This window comes from Streptomyces sp. NPDC101151 (genome assembly GCF_044768335.1).
Taxonomy (GTDB): Bacteria; Actinomycetota; Actinomycetes; order Streptomycetales; family Streptomycetaceae; genus Streptomyces.
This window is the reverse complement of sequence record NZ_JBIWPP010000007.1, coordinates 310805-328691: the sequence shown is the minus strand read 5'-3', so window position 1 is coordinate 328691 and position 17887 is coordinate 310805. Positions and strand designations below refer to the sequence as shown.

The window sequence follows — 17887 nt, the reverse complement described above, 5'->3', positions numbered from 1 at the left end:
GGAGTCTACGCGGATGGACCCGCTCTGGGCAGGGCGTATCGCATGCCGGCTGTGCGGAAGCAATGCCCCGCCCGAGCGGTTTCCATGCGACCGCTATACGTCCGCGTGGACCTCGGAGGTGTCCAGGGCGGCCGATGCGTCCGCATCCTCCGCCTTTGTCCGGTCCGCCTTGGCCTTGGCCTCGTCGCTGGACCGGTCGCCCTTCTCGGGAGTAACGAATCGATAACCGACGTTCCGGACGGTTCCGATCAGCGACTCGTGCTCGGGGCCGAGCTTGGCGCGCAGCCGTCGTACGTGCACGTCCACGGTCCGGGTGCCGCCGAAGTAGTCGTAGCCCCACACCTCCTGCAGCAGCTGGGCGCGGGTGAAGACCCGGCCCGGGTGCTGGGCGAGGTATTTGAGCAGCTCGAACTCCTTGAAGGTCAGGTCGAGGACCCGGCCCTTGAGCTTGGCGGAGTAGGTCGCCTCGTCCACGGAGAGGTCGCCGTTGCGGATCTCCATGGGGGAGTCGTCGTTGACGATCTGCTGGCGGCCCATGGCGAGCCGGAGGCGGGCCTCGACCTCGGCCGGGCCTGCGGTGTCGAGGAGTACGTCGTCGATGCCCCAGTCGGCGGTGACGGCGGCCAGGCCGCCCTCGGTGACGACGAGCAGGAGCGGACAGCCGGGGCCGGTGGAGCGCAGCAGCTGGCACAGGCTGCGGACCTGCGGCAGGTCGCGGCGGCCGTCGACGAGGATGACGTCGGCGCCCGGGGTGTCGACGAGGGCGGGTCCCTCCGCCGGGGCCACCCGCACGTTGTGCAGCAACAGTCCGAGCGCGGGCAGCACCTCCGTCGACGGCTGGAGGGCGTTGGTCAGGAGCAGCAGAGAACTCATATGTCTGGTTCCTCCTCGGTCCCTGCGAGGACGTGTGCGATGCGGCACTGCTCTGCGTTCCCGGTGGCCTCGTACACCTGCGGTTTCCCGCTTCGTATACAACGCTTCCGAAAGCACAAAAGGACCCGGGGGCTACGCTGCCCGAGTCCTCTGCCCAGCAGAATAGCCCACATGAGCAATCGTTCGGCAGGTCATGTGGGCCGTTCCACCGTTCGTCCGAATACCGAGACAGGCAGACGGGCAGCTATCCGGACGTTTCTGGCCACGGTCGACGGGGTTCCGGTCGATTCCGTATACAACCCGGGCGCGGTCGTATACGAAGCATCGTCGGACGCCTCCCGGCCACCTTCCCGTGACCTGGTGTTCGTGATCGCCCACGGCTTCACCGGGGACGTCGACCGGCCGCACGTACGAAGGGTGGCGGACGCGCTCGCCCGTTACGGCGCCGTCGTCACCTTCTCCTTCCGCGGCCACGGCGCCTCGGGCGGCCGGTCCACGGTCGGCGACAAGGAGGTGCTTGACCTGGCCGCCGCCGTGGAGTGGGCGCGCGGCTTCGGGCACACACGCGTGGTGAGCGTCGGCTTCTCCATGGGCGGCTCGGTGGTGCTGCGGCACGCGGCCCTGCGCCCGGGCACGGTCGACGCGGTGGTCTCGGTCAGCGCACCCGCGCGCTGGTACTACCGGGGTACGGCCCCCATGCGCCGTCTGCACTGGCTGGTCACCCGCCCCGCGGGCCGCCTGGTCGGCCGCTACGGCCTGCGGACCCGCATCCACCACCGCGACTGGAACCCGGTGCCGCTCTCCCCGGTGCAGGCTGTACCGAGGATCGCCCCGACCCCGCTGCTCATCGTGCACGGCGACCGCGACGGCTACTTCCCCCTCGACCACCCCAGGATGCTGGCCGAGGCCGCCGGCGAGCACGGCGAACTGTGGCTGGAACCCGGTATGGGCCACGCCGAGCACGCGGTCGAGGAGGCCCTGCTGGCCCGGATCGGGGACTGGGCGGCCGCACGGGCGGGCTAGCCTGACACCGTCCGCCTTGTTGTTCTCTTGCCGTCGATTGAGGAACCAGATGCCCAAGGTCACGGTCCGTTACTGGGCCGCTGCCAAGGCCGCGGCCGGAGTCGCCGAGGAGCCGTACGACGCGGCCACGCTCGCCGACGCGCTCGCCGCCGTGCGTGAGCGACACCCCGGTGAACTCACGCGCGTCCTGCAGCGATGCTCCTTCCTCGTCGACGGTCACGCCGCGGGGGCCCGGGCGCATGAGACGGTACGGCTGGCCGAGGGCGGCACGGTCGAGGTGCTCCCGCCGTTCGCAGGAGGATGAGGCGATGAGCGACCAGCCGTATCAGGGCGGGCCGTACGAGGGGTACGACCCGTACGGCCAGCAGCAGCACCAGCAACACCAGCAGCACCAGGCGTCGCAGGCGTGGCCCGAGCAGCCCCAGGCCGGCTATGACCAGTACCAGCAGGGTCAGCACGGTCAGTACGCGCAGCAGGGCGGGCACAACCAGTACGCCGACCCGTACGCGCACACCGGGCACGACCCGCAGCACACCCAGCAGTGGCAGGGCCAGACCTGGGAGACGCAGACCCACGCGCACACCCAGGCGCCGGAACCGGCGTACCTGCCGCCGCAGGAGCCGTACCCGCCGCAGGCACCGGCCGCACCGGCCCCCGAACCCCAGCGTTCCCAGCAGCCGGAGCCCGCTCCCGAAGCCGAGGCTGCGCCCGGCTACGGTCCCGCCACCCTCGCCGGGAACTCCCGCGTCACCGACGCCCAGCGGGCCCGCCTGGAGGGCCGCTCCCCGATCATCGAGCCCGGCATGCAGCCCGGGCTGCTCACCGCCGTGCTGGGCCTGCTCCTCGCCGCGACGGCCCCCATCGCCTCGTACGCCCTCGTCGTACCGCTGGTGCTGCTCCAGGCCGTCACGGCGGCCGGCTGGTTCCGGCTGAACGGCATGTGGCCCGCCCGGCAGGGCATCGCGCTGGCCTTCGCGGGCGCGCTCACCGCGGACGTGGCGGTCCTGGCGGTCGGCCGCGACCACGCGCCGGCCGCGATCCTCGGCCCGCTCGGCGTCTGGGTCCTGCTGGCCCTGGTCCTCCAGCTGCGCTCGCACGCCTCTCCCGACGAGCGGATGTACGGCCTGATGGCCACGGTCGCCGCCTCGGCCCTCGCGGTCCTGGCGACGGGCTACCTGGCCGCCGACCCGCACGCCGTGTCGGTGGGCGCGGCCGCGACAGCGGTGGCCGTCCTGGCCCGGGCCCTGCCCCTGCCCACCCCCGCCTCGGTCGTCGTCGCGCTGCTCGCGGCGGCGGGCGCGGGCATCGCGGTGGGCGGCATGACGGGCTTCGGCACGAAGGGCGCCGCCCTGGGAGCTGCGGCGGCGGTCTGCGCCCTGGTCGGCCACCGGGTCGCCGCCTACGACTACCCCTCCCGCTTCGTCCACTTCACGGCGGGCGTGGCACTGCCCCTGTCGGCGGCGGCCCCGGTGGTCTGGGTACTGGGACGCGCCCTCGGCTGAGCGCCGTCAGGGGGCTGCGTTGCCGGGTGCGGGTCCGTCGTGGCTTGGCGCGCAGTTCCCCGCGCCCCTGAGTCGGCTGGTCCGCAGTCTGCCCAAGGGGCGCGGGGAACTGCGCGATCAGTCCCCACGCACCCGCACCCGGCACGCACCCGCACCCCTACGGTGGAACCCCGCACCCCACCCACCCGCGCCCTGTCACAAGTGATCCACAATTCCCGCCCGGCCGAGCCCCGCGGGGTTACCGTGGCGTAGCCGTACACCACCGCCGACCCGGGGGAAACACCACATGCGCGCCCTGCGAATAATCCTGATCCTCGTCGTGATCCTGGGCGGCCTCTTCGTGATCGTCGACCGCGTCGCCGTGCACTTCGCCGAGGGCGAGGCCGCGGACAAGCTGAAGGCGACGGAGAACCTGGCGTCGACCCCGGACGTGAGCATCAAGGGCTTCCCCTTCCTCACCCAGGTGGCGGGCGGCTCCCTGGACGACGTCGAGGTCGGCATCGAGGACTACCAGGCGGCCACCGGAACGGGCGGCAAGACGATCCGCATCGACGACCTCAAGGCCGACATGAAGGGCGTCGACTTCTCCGGCGACTACAGCTCCGCCACCGCGGCCAGCGCCAGCGGCACCGCGACGATCGCGTACGACGAGCTGCTGAAGACCGCCAAGTCCGAGCCGACCCAGGTCGCTCCGGGCGTCACCGCCCAGGTCGTCGGCCTCTCCGACGGCGGCAACGGCAAGATCAAGGTCGCGGTGGACGCCACCGTCCTGGGCACCAAGCTGCCCAACCCGGTGTACGTCCTCAGCACGGTCACCGTCGAGAACGACCAGGTCAGGGTGCATGCGGACACTCTGCCCGCGCTCGGCGGCGCCGCCATCGCGGAGAGCCGCATCCGCCAGATCACCGACTTCCAGCAGGCCATCGACCAGCTGCCCGGCGGCATCAAGCTGGACAAGGTGCAGGCCGCCGAGGACGGCGTGGAGATCAGCGTGAAGGGTTCGGACGTCAAGCTGGCGGGGTAGTCGGCGGGGTAGTACGACAGCCGGTGAAACCGCGGGTGTCCGGCAGGCGAGACACCCGCGTCCGTACCGCAGATGCGTGACCCACGGAAAGCGCCCGGAGATCGTCCCACGACGCTCCGGGCGCTTTCTTGTCCCACAATCCGGACGATCGCATCTCAGGATCCGACACGCCGGTGACACGCCCGCCCGTACGTCCCTACGATCGGGGCCATGAAGCGACAGGCGGATCTCACGAAGCGGCGGGCAGTGGACCTGTGCCGCGTTGCCGCCATGCTCTGTCGCCCCTTCTGAGCGGAAGTCCGCGCACTTCCGCATCCCTCAGCCGCCCTGCTGGTAGGGCACCCGTGCGTCGCCCGGTCCCGGGCGCGCCCCTTCGCACTCGTACGCCTCGCCGTAACTGCCCCGGAGGAGAAAGAGCATGAGCCGCAGCGACGTCCTCGTAGACGCCGACTGGGTCCAGGAGCACCTGGACGACCCCACCATCGCCCTCGTGGAGGTGGACGAGGACACGTCCGCCTACGAGAAGAACCACATCAAGAACGCGATCCGCATCGACTGGACCAAGGACCTGCAGGACCCGGTCCGCCGCGACTTCATCGACCAGGAGGGCTTCGAGAAGCTCCTGTCGAAGAAGGGCATCGCCAACGACACCCTGGTGATCCTCTACGGCGGCAACAACAACTGGTTCGCCTCCTACGCCTACTGGTACTTCAAGCTCTACGGCCACGAGAACGTGAAGCTCCTCGACGGCGGCCGCAAGAAGTGGGAGCTGGACGCCCGCGAGCTGGTCGACGGCACCGAGGTGCCCGAGCGCGCGACGACGGACTACAAGGCCAAGGCCCAGGACACGTCCATCCGCGCCTTCCGCGACGACGTCGTGGCGGCCATCGGCTCGCAGAACCTCGTCGACGTCCGCTCGCCCGACGAGTTCTCCGGCAAGCTGCTCGCCCCGGCCCACCTCCCGCAGGAGCAGTCGCAGCGCCCGGGCCACGTCCCGAGCGCCCGCAACATCCCGTGGTCGAAGAACGCCAACGACGACGGCACCTTCAAGTCGGACGACCAGCTCAAGGAGCTGTACGCCGAGGAGAACGTGGACCTGGCCAAGGACACGATCGCCTACTGCCGCATCGGTGAGCGTTCGGCCCTGACCTGGTTCGTGCTGCACGAGCTGCTGGGCGTGCAGAACGTCAAGAACTACGACGGCTCCTGGACCGAGTACGGCTCCCTCGTCGGCGTGCCGATCGAGCTCGGCGCCAACAAGTAACCCCATCCCGACCGACCTCTGGTCAGACCCCTCTGGAGAAAGACATGTGTGGAGCGAAGGCCGGCGGCCCCGACGCCTCGACGATCAAGCCCGGCGAGACCACGATCCAGGGTCAGGTGACCCGCGACGGCGAGCCGGTGACCGGCTACGTCCGGCTCCTGGACTCGACCGGTGAGTTCACCGCGGAGGTCCCGACCTCCGCCACCGGGCAGTTCCGTTTCTACGCGGCCGAGGGCACCTGGACCGTCCGCGCCCTCGTCCCCGGCGCCACCGCCGACCGCACGGTCGTCGCCCAGCACGGCGGCCTTGCCGAGGTCGCGATCGCGGTCTGAGCAACCTCAGAACCGGCTGAAGGGCCGCACCCCCCGGGTTGGACGCCTGGGGTGCGGCCCTTCCGCCTGCCCGGACCTACCCTGGACTCATGTACGCACGGCGGCGTCATCCGACCCCTCTTTGACGCGCCTCTCGCACTGCTGCGCAGGCTTCGAGCCGCTGTGCCGGACTCCGTCCGTCGGCACTCGCCGGCCTTCGTTCCGGCCTCTTGCGCCTCCGTCCAGGGACCGCGCCGAAGCCCGTGCCCGGACCTACCCTGGACTCATGTACGCACGGCGGCGTCATCTGTACCTCGCCATGATGGGGACCTGCATCGGTCTCTTCGTCCTGGCGTGGGCCGTGGTGCGTCTCTGGTCGGTTCCCGCGGCGGTCGGGATGTGTGTGGTCGCCATGGTCATCCCGCCGGTCGCCGCGATGGTGGCCAACCGGCGCGGCCCCGAGGACCGCTGGTGGGACGACCCCTCGGGCGACCCGAAGTCCGACGAGTGGTGGGACGAGCTGGACGGCAAGAAACGCCCCCGCCCGTAGCGGCCGCGTCTCAGTAGACGAGCGCCTGCGTCTCGTCCCCCAGCGCCTCCTGTACGAAGACCTGCGCGCCCGCGATCCGTACGCCCTCCAGGACGTCCTTCTCGGTGATCTCGCGCCGGGCGGCGCACTGCGTGCACAGCGTGATCCGGCCGGCCGCGAGGATCGAGTCGATCAGGTCGGGCAGCGGCGCGGCATGCGGCAGCACGAACTCGGCGGCCCGTCCCGGCAGCGCGAACCAGGACGACTCACCGGTCAGCCACAGCGAGACCTCGACGCCGCTCGCCACGGCCACCGCCGCCACCGTGAAGGCCTGCGAGCAGCGCTCCGGGGCGTCGGCTCCGGCGGTCACCTTGATCACGAGCTTCTTCGCCATGGCCGAATCGTAATCCGTTCCCCTACAACTCCATGCACATGCCATGGGTCTTCTGTGCGGCGCGGGTGACGGAATCCGTGCTTCCCATTGTCCTGGGGGACGTCTTGGAAATACCAGAAGAGAGATCCGGCGCGCCGGACGCATCCGTGTCCGGCGCGTCTGACGCGTCCGCCGAGTCCCGGCCCCGCCGACGTGGCCGTACGACCGCGCTGATCGGAGCGGCCGCCCTGCTGGGCGTGGTCGCCGGCACCTGCGCCGGGTACGTCGTCCAGGCCGGTCGCGAGCCCGCGAAGCTGCCGTCGCTGTCCCAGCCGGTGATCAAGCAGGCCAAGGGCGACGTCGAGCCGCTCCCGGCCGCGCAGGACCGCAGGCTCAGGACGGACGGCGACCTGCGCAAGCTGTTGCTGAAGAAGCCGGACGGAGCGCGGGAGGCGGACTGGCTGCCCCGTGACGGCTGGATGGACCTGGCCACGTACGCCGACAGCTACGACAATCCGGGCGACAAGTTCAGCGCTCTCGTGACGGACGAGTTCCGCCGGGCGGCCGTCACCGGCTGGAGGGCCGGCAGCTCGTACAGCGCGGAGATCCGGCTGGTCCAGTACCGGCAGGACGACTCCCTGGCGGCCGTCGACGCCAGCCACAACCTCCAGGACTGGGCGGAGGCCGAGCCCGCGACCGACAGCTGGAGCATCCCCGGAACCGGGGACGGCAGGGCGTACGTCCACAACCAGTCGTCCCTCTACAGCGCCGAGGCGCAGGCCTGGCGCGGGGACATCTCGATGGAGATCTGGGTCTACAGCGACAAGCCGATCGGCAAGAAGGCGATCATGGACCTGGCCGAGCGGCAGATGGAGCGGCTGTGACCGAGAAGCAGAACGAGTCCCTGCCGAGTGAGCCGGCCGAATCGGGAGCCTCGGCCGAGCCCACCGCGCCCGTCGAGCCTCCTGTGCCCGTCGACACCACCGCGCCCGTCGAGCCCACCACGCTCGTCGAGCCTCCTGTGCCCGTCGACACCACCGCGCCCGTCGAGCCTCCTGTGCCCGTCGACACCACCGCGCCCGTCGAGCCCGCCGCGCTCGTCGAGCCTCCTGTGCCCGTCGACACCACCGCGCCCGTCGAGCCCGCCGCGGAGGCCTCGAAGCCCCGCCGTCGGGGTCGTATCCCCGCCATCGCCGGGTCCGTGCTGCTCGCCGGGGCCCTCGTCGCGGGGGTGGGCTACACCGTCGTGACCGTGGACGGGGCCGACCGCGACGCCGGTGCGCCCGCCTGGAAGTTCCCCGAGGTGACGGCCGACAAGGACAAGGCGGAGGCGCGGCACGGGCTCGCCGGCATGCTCGTGCCGTACGGGACCGGCACCTGGACCCACGGCCCCGACATCGGGGAGTTCGGCTCCGACGCACAGCTCAGCGGCGCCCAGGCCACGGCTCTGCGGAAGGAGTCGCTGAAGGGGCTGCCCCGGTCCCGGCGCCTGCAACTGGAGCGGCAGATCGACCGGCAGCGCGTCAAGGGCATGGCCATGCGCAGCTATTTCAGCGGGCAGTCAGAGGCCTATCTGTGGAACGAGGGCATCTACTCGGTGACCATCGTGCTGGCCCAGATGGAGGACAAGGCCGCGGTCCGCTCCATCTCGACGTTCCAGAACGCGTTCCTCGGCGCCCTGGGCGGCCTGCGGGCCGGGCCGGAGATCAAGGGCCACAAGAACGCCAAGTGTTTCCGGTCGCCCAAGGGGACCGAAGAGGACCTCGACAAGATGTTCTGCTCCGCGTATGTCGGCGACATCCTGGTCACGGTCACCGCCGACGGCGCGCAGCCGCTCGACACCGACGGAGTCGCGGGTCTCGTGCGCAACCAGCTCGACCGCATCGCCGAACCGGGGGTGGCCGTATGAGCGAGCAGGAGACAACACAGGAGACAGCACAGGAAATGGCGCAGGAAATGGCGCAGGACACAACGGCTGTGACCGCGCCGCAGCCCGCGGTGCCGGCTCTCCCCGAGGCCCAGCCGCCCGCCCCCGCCAAGGACCGCCGCGCCCTGCGGGCCGTGCTGCGCTGGACCGCGGCCGTCATGGTCTTCGCGGTGGCCGGGGCGGGAACGGCGTACGGGATCACCCGCATGGACCGGGCGGACGTCCCCGGGCTGGCCACCGAGTCGGACGGCCGCTGGGACTACCCGGAGCTGACCAGGCCGCCGCTGCCCTCCGGCAGTCCCGCGCCCTTCGCCGACACGAACCGGGCGGGCACCCACTACGCCGACCTGCGCGCCCTGCTCCTGCCCGCGCCCAAGGGGGCGGAGGAGGACAAGACGCTGCGCGGCTCGGACGGCTGGCTGGCGACGGAGGACTACCTGGAGGAGTACGCGCTCAAGGCGGAACGGGACGAGCTGCGGCAGAAGCTCGTCGACACCGGTCTGCGCCACATCGCGGCCCGCGGCTGGACCACCCGGGACGGCACCCGGACCCGCATCTACCTGCTGCAGTTCGACACGGCGAACTTGGTGGACACGAAGTTCGCGAGCGACAACGTCGCCTACGGCACCCCGGCCCGCCAGCTGCGCGGCTCCGGCGAGGCCGTCTTCGACGAGGGCTTCCCCGAGGCGGCCGCGGTCTCGGGGATCGAACGCACCGCCTACGTCGAGGCGAAGCCGTACGGTGCCGAGCAGGTCCGTCAGGCCTACCTCGCCGCGGGGGACGTGTACGCGGTGATCCTGCAGTCCCGGAAGGGCACCGCCGTGGCCGTCCCGTTCCAGCAGACGGTCACCCTCCAGGGCCAGCTGCTCGGCTGATCCCCCAAGGGCCCGTGAGGGCCCACCTCGCCAGGAGAGCCCGGTCCCGGACGCGTAAGCTGGGGCCCGGCTCTGTCGTACGCCCACCCTCGCTCAAGGAGCACCCGTGGAGATCTTCTTCGAAACCCTGCTGGTCCTGGTCTGCGTCGGCGTTCTCGCCTTCGCCGGACTGACCGTGAAGAAGCTGTACCAGGGCCAGCGCTGACCATCTCTAGGAACTTCCTCTCATGATCGAGATCCCGTCCGACCTCCACAAGGACCTTGTCCCCCTCGCCTTCCTGCTCGGCAACTGGGCCGGCGCGGGCGTCCACGACTTTCCCGGCTCGGCGAAGTGCAACTTCGGGCAGGAGGTCACCTTCACCCACGACGGCCGGGACTTCCTGGAGTACCACTCCCACACCTGGGCGCTGGACAACGACGGCAACAAGGTCCGCCCGCTGGAGTCGGAGTCCGGCTTCTGGCGGATCGACGCCGACCGCAAGGTCGAGGTGACGATGACCCGCGACGACGGCGTCATCGAGATCTGGTACGGCGAGATGGCCGCCAAGAAGCCGCAGATCGACCTGGTCACGGACGCCGTGGCCCGCACGGCCGCCTCCGCCCCCTACAGCGGCGGCAAGCGCCTGTACGGCTACGTCAAGAGCGACCTGATGTGGGTCGGCGAGAAGCAGACCCCCGAGGTCGAGCTGCGCCCCTACATGTCGGCGCAGCTGAAGAAGGTCGTCACCCCGGAGGACGTCGAGCGCTGGGCCAAGGCCCTCCCCGACGATCTGCCGGACGACGGGATCGCCTTCTTCAAGTAGGCCCGGCCGCCGGTGGCCCTAGACTTTCCAGTGTGGTGAGCACCGACTGGAAGAGCGACCTCAGGCAGCGCGGCTACCGGCTGACGCCGCAGCGGCAACTCGTGCTCGAAGCCGTGGACACCCTGGAGCACGCGACCCCCGACGAAATCCTCGGCGAGGTGAGGAAGACGGCGTCGGGGGTCAACATCTCCACCGTCTACCGCACGCTGGAGCTGCTGGAGGAACTGGGCCTGGTCAGCCACGCCCACCTCGGGCACGGCGCGCCCACCTACCACCTCGCCGACCGCCACCACCATCTGCATCTGGTGTGCCGCGACTGCGAGAACGTCATCGAGGCGGACGTGGAGGTTGCCGCGGACTTCACGGCCAAGCTGCGCGGAGAGTTCGGCTTCGACACCGACATGAAGCACTTCGCGATCTTCGGCCGCTGCAAGGACTGTTCTCTGAAGAGTTCAAGTACCACGTCGTAGGCTTGCCCGTATGAAGAGCCCCCTGCTGTCGCTGCCCGGCGCCGTCCCCGCCGAGGGTGTGGACGAAGGCGTCGCCGCCCACTACGGCGACCTGTTCCGCGAGCAGCGTGCCCTCGCCGACGGCACCGGATTCGTCGACCTCTCCCACCGCGGGGTGGTCACCGTGACCGGCGAGGACCGCCTCGGCTGGCTGCATCTGCTGCTCACCCAGCACGTCAGCGAATTGTCCGCCGGCGAGGCCACCGAGGCCCTGATCCTGTCCGCGCACGGCCACATCGAGCACGCGCTGTACCTGGTGGACGACGGTACGACGGTCTGGGCCCACGTGGAGCCCGGCACCCAGGAGGCGCTGATCGCCTACCTGGAGTCCATGAAATTCTTCTACCGGGTCGAGGTCGCCGACCGCACCGCCGACTTCGCGGTCGTCCAGCTGCCCGCCGGCTCGATCGCCGAGGTGCCGAAGGACGTCGTCGTACGCGAGACGCCGTACGGCCGTGATCTCTTCCTCCCCCGCGCCGGCCTGGAGTCCTTCGCCGCCGAGTCGGGTCCCGCGGCCGGACTGCTGGCCCATGAGGCACTGCGCGTCGAGCACCACCGCCCCCGCCTCGGCTTCGAGACCGACCACCGCACCATCCCGCACGAGCTGGGCTGGATCGGCACCGCGGTCCACCTCCAGAAGGGCTGCTACCGGGGCCAGGAGACGGTGGCCCGCGTACAGAACCTGGGCAAGCCGCCCCGCCGGCTGGTCTTTCTGCACCTCGACGGCAGCGAGGTCCACCTGCCGGTGCACGGCACCGAGATCCGCCTCGCGGACGAGGGCCCCGACGGCCGCAAGATCGGCTTCGTGACGACGTCCGTACGCCACCACGAACTGGGCCCGATCGCCCTCGCCCTGGTGAAGCGCAACGTGGCGACCGATGCCCGCCTGGTGGCGGGGGAGACGGCGGCCGCCCAGGAGACGGTCGTCGAACCCTAGGTCTCGCCGGCAGTCCCAGAGCCTCCGGAGTCCCAGAGCCCCGGAGTCCCAGAGCCCCGGAGTCCCAGAGCCCCCAGGAGTCCTAGTGCCGCGGCACTAGATCTCCAGCAGCACGGTGAACGGGCCGTCGTTCGTCAGGGAGACCCGCATCTGCGCCCCGAACCGGCCCGTCGCCACCGTCGCGCCCAGGGCGCGCAGCCGGGCGACCACCTCGTCGACCAGCGGTTCGGCGACATCGCCGGGCGCGGCCGCGTTCCAGGTGGGGCGGCGGCCCTTGCGGGCGTCCCCGTAGAGGGTGAACTGGCTGATGACGAGCAGCGGGGCGTCGATGTCGCTGCACGACCTCTCGTCGTGCAGCATCCGGATCGACCAGAGTTTGCGGGCCAGTTGGGCCGCCTTCTCCTTGGTGTCCTCGTGGGTCACGCCGACCAGGACGCACAGGCCCTCGCCCTCGATCGCGCCCACCGTCTCGCCGTCCACGACGACGCTCGCGCCGTCCACCCTCTGCACCACCGCACGCATGCGGACCATCATGCCGGGTGGCCCTGCCACGGTCACCAGCGGTCCATTAATGATCCTTAAGCCCCCATCTGGGGCCGTTCGGGGGCACTCGGTCACATAGCGGCCACTTGGGGTGGCACGATGCTTCCACACGCCGGTCGAGGGGACGGTCACACGCACATGAGCACACCGAGTACCGGGCGGCTGGGGACGCACCGGCCGCCCGCGCAGCGCGGCGACAGCCCACCCGGCCCGTCGCTGCCCGCGGAGCCGCCGGAGCACGACCTGGCCCTGCTGAGTCTGCCCGAACTGCGCACCCTGCGCCGTGACGCCCAGCGCGACGAGGCGGACCTCAGCTATGTGCGGCGGCTGCTGCAGGGGCGGATCGACATCCTGCGCGCGGAACTGGCCCGGCGCGGCCGGGCGTCCGTGCCGGCGCCCGCGGACGCCTCCGTGGTGGAGCGGCTCCCGGAGATCCTCACCGACGCCCCGGCCCGCCACCGCTCCTCGGCCCGCCATGTCACGCTCGGCACCCCGCACAACGAGGAGTACCGGCTGCTGGCTGCGGAGATGCTCGGCGAGGTCGAGCTGTCGGACCTGGAGGCCCGTACCGACCTGGAACTGACCACCGCCATGGGCCGCCTGGTCCGCTACGAGCAGGAGGTCTCCCGGCGCCGCCAGCGGCTGCAGCGCACCACCGACGAATGCAGCGGGGAGATCGCCCGCCGCTATCGGGTGGGCGAGGCGCAGGTGGACGATCTGCTGACCTGACGGGGGCCGCCGGCGGGCGGGAGAAATCCGCGCGACAGGGCCCGGGCCGCGTGCCTACGGTGACCTCATGACGATCGACGTCCGCACCGTCACCGAGGCCGAGTTCGCCGACTGGCAGCGCGCCGTGAGGACCGGGTTCCTGCACGAGCCGGTGCTGGCGGCCGAGCATCTGGAGGCACGGCGCCGGCAGTTCGTCGAGGGCCGTCTGCTCGGCGCCTTCGACGGTGGCCGCTGTGTGGCGACGTTCCGCTCCTTCGACCAGGAGATCACCGCGGTGGGCGGCACGCCGGTTCCCGCGGACGCCATCTCCAACGTCACCGTCACTCCCACGCACCGCCGCCGCGGCCTGCTGACCCGCATGATGAGCCGGGACCTGGCGGCCGCGAAGGAGCGCGGCGACGTCGTCGCCAACCTGATCGCCGCCGAGTACCCGATCTACGGCCGCTACGGCTTCGGCCCCGCGACCTGGACGACCGAGTGGACCGTCGACGTCCCGCGGGCCGGCCTCGACCCCCGCTGGTCCGGACCCGAGGACGGTGGCCGGATCGACCTCGTGGACGCCGAGGACGTCCGCAAGCTCGGCCCCGAGCTGCACGAGCGGGTCCGCCGCGCCCAGCCAGGCGCGGTCAGCCGGGACGAGCTGTGGTGGCAGCTGAACACCGGTGCCGTCCGCTTCGGCAGCAACTGGACCGAGCCGTTCTATGCCGTCCACCGCTCCGCCTCCGGCGAGGTCGACGGCCTGGTGTCCTACGAGTCCGACGACTCCTGGCACGGCAAGCAGCCGCACAACACCGCCGACGTCAACTGGCTGATCGCCGCGACCCCGGCGGCCGAGTGCGCCCTGTGGCGGTACCTGTGCTCGATCGACTGGATCACGAAGGTCAAGAGCGGCTGGCGCGGCCCGGACGATCTGCTGCCGTTCTTCCTGCCCGACCCGCGCGCGGCCCGGGTCACCGAGCAGGCGGACTGGCTGTGGGTGCGGATCCTGGACGTCGTACGGGCCCTCGAGGCGCGGACGTACGAGGCGGCGGGCGCGCTCGTGCTTGAGGTCGTGGACAAGGACCGGCTCGCCGGGGGGCGGTTTCGGCTGGAGGTCTCGCCGCAGGGTGCGTCCTGCACGCCCGCCGGCGGCGCCACGGCCGATCTCACGCTGCCGGTGGCCGAGTTGGCCAGGATCTGGCTCGGCGACGAGTCCCTGCTGCGGCTCGCTGCCCTCGGGCTGGTCGGGGAAGAACGAGAGGGCGCCGCCCGGAAGGCCGACGCCCTGTTTCGCACGTCCGGGCGACCGTGGTGCCCGGATCTGTTCTGAGGCTCCCCTTCTTCTGACGACGCCGACTGTTCATCCGTAGCGAGCTGTTCAGTTGTGGCTGTGCTCTGCCGATGTTCAGTTGTGGCTGTGCAGGCTGTTCAGTTGTGACTGTGCGCTCCGGTGGCCGCCCCCGGTACGGGCTCCCGGCTCCCCTCCGGAAGGGAGCCCGATCGGCCAACCACTGGGAAGCTCGACCATGTTGTTCAAGTTGGCTACCAACTTCACTGTACTTATCTCCGCTTGGAAGCGGCTCATAACCACCTTCCCGTGAACTGCCGGAAGATGGCGGGAAGTTGTAGTGTTTGTTCGTGGACCCGGAACACGTCTCCGCCAGTGGTCGGAAGAGGCCACAGCGGTCACGCACGTCACACCGAGAGGTGGCCGACGAGCTGCGCGCCAGGATCCGCTCCGGTGCGCTGCGCCCGGGTCAGCGCATGCCCACCCAGGCCAAGCTGGCCGACGAATTCGGCGTGGACCGCGGTGCCGTCCGGGAGGCGCTGCGCATTCTGCACTCGGAGCACCTGCTCACCAACGTGTCCAAGGGCAGCCCCGCCACCGTCGCCGCACCTCCGGCGCACGCCCGCCCCGCGGCCGGCCCCGCGGCCCCGCCGCAGCCCACCATGGTGGGCCTCGCGCCACGCATCGCGGCCGCCTTCGCCGCCCCGCACGTGGAGATAGACGCCCTCTGCCTGACCTCGGTCTCGCTCACGATGGCGATCGGAGAGCCGCTCAGGCAGATCCACGCCGGAAGGCTGAAACCGGCCAAGATCGACGTCCGGCTGCTGCTGCCCAGCCGGGACATCGACCTCGCCTTCCCGGCGCCGGTGGACGCCTCCGACGGCGGTCTGCTGCACCGGCGCTGGCTGGCCCAGCGCAACGCCCAGGGCCAGGTGCTGCGGCACAACCTGCTGGCCCTGCGCACCACGCACGGCATCGATGTGCGTGTCTCCTTCCGGGCGCTGCCGTTCACCCCGCCGGTCAAGCTGTACCTGCTCAACGGCGTGGAGGCGCTGTTCGCGTACTACACGCTCACCCGCCGCGAACGGCAGATCGACCACGAGCACCTGCAGATGTACGACGCGGAGGGCACGCGCTCGCTGCTGTTCCCCTTCGAGCAGGGCGCCGACCTGCGCGACACCACCTTCGTGGAGCAGTCCCACCTGTGGTTCAACGCGCTGTGGGAGACGATCAGTTCAGACCTGGTGCTGACGTCGTAGGTCCGCTCGGGGCGGGCCGGGTCACAGGGCGGGGCCCGCGAGGAGCACTGCGAGCAGTACGGCGCCGGCGGAGCTGACCGCCGGGCTCTTGGCCTTGATGCCCACGGAGAGCAGCAGCAGGCCGATGAGGCCGGCGGCGCCGTACTTCCACTGGACGAGCTGTTCGAAGCCGACGACGAAGACGGCGCAGAGGAGTGCGAGGGCGGGCATGGTGGTTCCCCCTTCCGGTCTGCCAACTTGACCAAGTTGGCAACCAACTCTGATTATGTTGTCCCCACTTGGTACCTACTCACAAACAACTTCACAACAACTCCCCTTAGATGGATCAGGGTTGTAGCGTTTGGTTGTGGCCCAGGAGAACGTGGCAGTGAACGGCAGCAGAAGGCTCACGGCCCAGCAGATCGCCGACATCCTGCGGGAACGCATCCGCGCCGGCGACCTGAGGGCGGGCGAGCGGCTGCCCACCCAGGCCGAGCTGGCCGAGGAGTTCGGTGTGGAGCGCGGCGCCGTACGCCAGGCCATCAGGGCACTCGCCGACGACGGTCTGCTCAGCAACGTGTCCAAGGGCAGCCCGCCGCGCATCGCCGAGCCGGTCCCCGCCCACGACGAACCCCAGCCGACGATGGTGGGCCTCGCCCCCCGGCTGACCGAGGCCTTCTCCGCGCCGCACGTGCGCATCGACGCGGCCTGCCTGACCGCGCAGTCCCTGCTCCCCGCCCTCGGTGAGCCGCTCCGGCTGATCCACGAGGGCCGTATCCGCCCCGACCGGATCGACGTGCGCATCCTGCTGCCGTCCCGGGACATCAACCTCGCCTTCCCGGTCTCGGTCGACGCCCGCGGCGACGACGACGTCGTGCACCAGCGCTGGCTGGCGATGCGCAACGCCCAGGGCCAGGTCCTGCAGTACAACCTGCAGGCGCTGCGCTCCACCCACGACATCGATGTGCAGGTCACCTTCCGGGCCCTGCCGTTCACCCCGCCGGCGAAGCTGTACCTGCTCAACGGCGCGGAGGCGCTGTACGCGTACTACATGATCACGCGTCGCGAGGAGCCGACGGACGGCGGAATGCTGGAGATGTACGACACGGTCGGCTCCGAGTCCCTGCTGTTCTCCTTCGAGAAGCGGGCCGGTCAGCGGGACGCCGCGTTCGTGGAGCAATCACAGAAGTGGTTCGACGCCCTCTGGGAAACCATCACGACGGACCTGACACTCTCCTAGTGACTTCTGATGCGACTTCTGATGCGAACGAGATCGAGAAGCTAGAGGAACTGATCACACCCGCCCACGTCGTCCTGTGGGACTTCGACGGGCCGATCTGCCGTCTGTTCGCCGGGCACAAGGCGGAACGGGTGGCCGCGGAGCTGGTGGAGTGGCTCGAGCTGCAGGGCCTGCGCGGGCTGCTCACCGAGACCGAGCGGGGCACGCTCGACCCACAGGTCGTGCTGCGCGCCGTGGACCGCCGGCACCCGGGCAGCGATCTCGTCGCCGAGCTGGAGGAACGGCTCACCCAGGAGGAACTGCGGGCCGCCGCCTCCGCCCTGCCGACCGCCTACGCCGACCCTCTGATACGCACCTGGAGGGCCGTCGGCTCCCGCCTGGCCATCACCACCAACAACTCGCCCCGGGTGGTCCGGGCCTACCTCGAAAGGCGCGGCACCGCCGTTTGCTTCGCCCCCCACGTCTACGGCCGCACCCAGGACCTGCACCGTCTCAAGCCGGACCCGCACTGCCTCAACCGCGCGCTGAACGCGATCGGTGCCGCGCCCTCCGCCGCCCTGATGATCGGTGACGCACCCTCGGACCTCGCCGCGGCGCAGCGGGCCGGTGTGGCGTTTCTCGGCTACGCGCGTAACGAGGAGAAGCGGAAGATCCTGCGCGAGGCCGGAGCCGAGTGTGTGGTGAGATCCCTTGAGCCGCTGCTGGAATTGTTGCGGAGGTGCGGTCACCGGGCCTGAGCCCGCCGTGCGCTAGCATGCCCGCACCGTCTGAGCGACCGCTCGGATTTCTGCGTATGGGACGGCGAACGAGCCGGCCTCGGCCGACCTGGCACGAATGAGTGGCCGGCCACCCGTTGGGCCGCTCGACCGGCCGCTCGTCGTGTCGTCCGTCAGCCGGGGAGATAGCGTTTCCCCGACCCG

The 17887-nt window shown here is 70.6% G+C and carries 23 protein-coding genes; 19 read left to right on the top strand and 4 right to left on the bottom strand.

From position 1 onward, the window contains the following. Positions 1-93: 93 nt before the first annotated feature. On the bottom strand, positions 94-873 hold the full coding sequence (locus ACIRU3_RS16820; protein ID WP_404056823.1) for a winged-helix domain-containing protein: 780 nt from the start codon (positions 871-873) through the stop codon (positions 94-96). Between the two features lie 171 nt (positions 874-1044). Here ACIRU3_RS16820 and ACIRU3_RS16815 point away from each other — a divergent pair, with 171 nt between their 5' ends. From ACIRU3_RS16815 to ACIRU3_RS16780, 8 genes are all read left to right on the top strand, one after another. After that, positions 1045-1896: an alpha/beta hydrolase gene (locus tag ACIRU3_RS16815; RefSeq protein ID WP_404056821.1), complete on the top strand. Its 852-nt coding sequence runs from the start codon at positions 1045-1047 to the stop codon at positions 1894-1896. A gap of 49 nt (positions 1897-1945) precedes the next feature. Further along, positions 1946-2200, top strand: a complete 255-nt coding sequence (locus ACIRU3_RS16810) for a MoaD/ThiS family protein (RefSeq protein WP_404056819.1) — start codon at positions 1946-1948, stop codon at positions 2198-2200. A 4-nt stretch (positions 2201-2204) separates the two neighbouring features. Continuing rightward, positions 2205-3398: a hypothetical protein gene (locus tag ACIRU3_RS16805; protein WP_404056817.1), complete on the top strand. Its 1194-nt coding sequence runs from the start codon at positions 2205-2207 to the stop codon at positions 3396-3398. A 286-nt stretch (positions 3399-3684) separates the two neighbouring features. After that, positions 3685-4422 (top strand): DUF2993 domain-containing protein, encoded by a 738-nt coding sequence (locus ACIRU3_RS16800; protein WP_404056815.1) that lies wholly within the window; start codon positions 3685-3687, stop codon positions 4420-4422. Positions 4423-4632: 210 nt separating this feature from the next. Continuing rightward, complete coding sequence (locus ACIRU3_RS16795) at positions 4633-4713, top strand: Ms5788A family Cys-rich leader peptide (RefSeq protein ID WP_350751515.1); 81 nt, start codon at positions 4633-4635, stop codon at positions 4711-4713. 127 nt (positions 4714-4840) lie between these two features. Then, complete coding sequence (locus tag ACIRU3_RS16790; protein ID WP_404056813.1) at positions 4841-5686, top strand: sulfurtransferase; 846 nt, start codon at positions 4841-4843, stop codon at positions 5684-5686. A 44-nt stretch (positions 5687-5730) separates the two neighbouring features. After that, on the top strand, positions 5731-6018 hold the full coding sequence (locus ACIRU3_RS16785; protein ID WP_359068775.1) for a DUF1416 domain-containing protein: 288 nt from the start codon (positions 5731-5733) through the stop codon (positions 6016-6018). Positions 6019-6283: 265 nt separating this feature from the next. Further along, a complete protein-coding gene (locus tag ACIRU3_RS16780) occupies positions 6284-6547 on the top strand; it encodes a DUF3099 domain-containing protein (protein WP_404056810.1) in 264 nt (87 codons plus the stop codon). Positions 6548-6557: 10 nt separating this feature from the next. On the opposite strand, the gene ACIRU3_RS16775 is transcribed toward ACIRU3_RS16780, so the two are convergent. After that, positions 6558-6920: a DsrE family protein gene (locus ACIRU3_RS16775; RefSeq protein WP_404056808.1), complete on the bottom strand. Its 363-nt coding sequence runs from the start codon at positions 6918-6920 to the stop codon at positions 6558-6560. A 146-nt stretch (positions 6921-7066) separates the two neighbouring features. On the opposite strand from ACIRU3_RS16775, the gene ACIRU3_RS16770 reads away from it, so the two are divergent. From ACIRU3_RS16770 to ACIRU3_RS16745, 6 genes are all read left to right on the top strand, one after another. After that, positions 7067-7783 carry a hypothetical protein gene (locus ACIRU3_RS16770; RefSeq protein WP_404056806.1) on the top strand — a complete coding sequence of 239 codons (717 nt, stop codon included), beginning with the start codon at positions 7067-7069 and terminating at the stop codon, positions 7781-7783. Continuing rightward, positions 7780-8808 carry a hypothetical protein gene (locus ACIRU3_RS16765; protein ID WP_404056804.1) on the top strand — a complete coding sequence of 343 codons (1029 nt, stop codon included), beginning with the start codon at positions 7780-7782 and terminating at the stop codon, positions 8806-8808. Before ACIRU3_RS16770 ends, ACIRU3_RS16765 begins: the two co-directional genes overlap by 4 nt. Positions 8809-8855: 47 nt before the next feature. Then, the gene (locus ACIRU3_RS16760) at positions 8856-9701 is read left to right on the top strand and encodes a hypothetical protein (RefSeq protein WP_404056802.1); all 846 of its coding nucleotides are present in this window, start codon (positions 8856-8858) and stop codon (positions 9699-9701) included. A 227-nt stretch (positions 9702-9928) separates the two neighbouring features. Further along, positions 9929-10504: an FABP family protein gene (locus ACIRU3_RS16755; protein ID WP_404056800.1), complete on the top strand. Its 576-nt coding sequence runs from the start codon at positions 9929-9931 to the stop codon at positions 10502-10504. 32 nt (positions 10505-10536) lie between these two features. Then, the gene (locus ACIRU3_RS16750; protein WP_404056798.1) at positions 10537-10974 is read left to right on the top strand and encodes a Fur family transcriptional regulator; all 438 of its coding nucleotides are present in this window, start codon (positions 10537-10539) and stop codon (positions 10972-10974) included. A gap of 10 nt (positions 10975-10984) precedes the next feature. Further along, entirely contained in the window at positions 10985-11950 is a 966-nt protein-coding gene (locus ACIRU3_RS16745) for a YgfZ/GcvT domain-containing protein (protein ID WP_404056797.1), read from the top strand. A gap of 96 nt (positions 11951-12046) precedes the next feature. Here ACIRU3_RS16745 and dtd read toward each other — a convergent pair whose 3' ends face one another. Next, positions 12047-12472 (bottom strand): D-aminoacyl-tRNA deacylase, encoded by a 426-nt coding sequence (gene dtd, locus ACIRU3_RS16740; RefSeq protein ID WP_404056795.1) that lies wholly within the window; start codon positions 12470-12472, stop codon positions 12047-12049. Between the two features lie 159 nt (positions 12473-12631). On the opposite strand from dtd, the gene ACIRU3_RS16735 reads away from it, so the two are divergent. The 3 genes from ACIRU3_RS16735 (at position 12632) to ACIRU3_RS16725 (ending at position 15748) form a co-directional block, all read left to right on the top strand. Beyond that, complete coding sequence (locus ACIRU3_RS16735; RefSeq protein ID WP_404056793.1) at positions 12632-13222, top strand: aerial mycelium formation protein; 591 nt, start codon at positions 12632-12634, stop codon at positions 13220-13222. Positions 13223-13289: 67 nt separating this feature from the next. Next, the gene (locus ACIRU3_RS16730) at positions 13290-14531 is read left to right on the top strand and encodes a GNAT family N-acetyltransferase (RefSeq protein WP_404056791.1); all 1242 of its coding nucleotides are present in this window, start codon (positions 13290-13292) and stop codon (positions 14529-14531) included. A gap of 302 nt (positions 14532-14833) precedes the next feature. Next, positions 14834-15748, top strand: coding sequence for a FadR/GntR family transcriptional regulator (locus ACIRU3_RS16725; protein WP_404056789.1), 915 nt, complete (start codon positions 14834-14836; stop codon positions 15746-15748). A gap of 21 nt (positions 15749-15769) precedes the next feature. Here ACIRU3_RS16725 and ACIRU3_RS16720 read toward each other — a convergent pair whose 3' ends face one another. Continuing rightward, positions 15770-15958, bottom strand: coding sequence for a hypothetical protein (locus tag ACIRU3_RS16720; RefSeq protein WP_404056787.1), 189 nt, complete (start codon positions 15956-15958; stop codon positions 15770-15772). Between the two features lie 130 nt (positions 15959-16088). Between ACIRU3_RS16720 and ACIRU3_RS16715 the strand changes: the two genes are divergently transcribed. Both ACIRU3_RS16715 and ACIRU3_RS16710 read left to right on the top strand, forming a co-directional pair. Beyond that, positions 16089-16967 carry a GntR family transcriptional regulator gene (locus ACIRU3_RS16715; RefSeq protein WP_404056785.1) on the top strand — a complete coding sequence of 293 codons (879 nt, stop codon included), beginning with the start codon at positions 16089-16091 and terminating at the stop codon, positions 16965-16967. Beyond that, positions 16967-17704: an HAD family hydrolase gene (locus ACIRU3_RS16710; RefSeq protein WP_404056783.1), complete on the top strand. Its 738-nt coding sequence runs from the start codon at positions 16967-16969 to the stop codon at positions 17702-17704. Before ACIRU3_RS16715 ends, ACIRU3_RS16710 begins: the two co-directional genes overlap by 1 nt. The last annotated feature ends 183 nt before the right edge of the window (positions 17705-17887 follow it).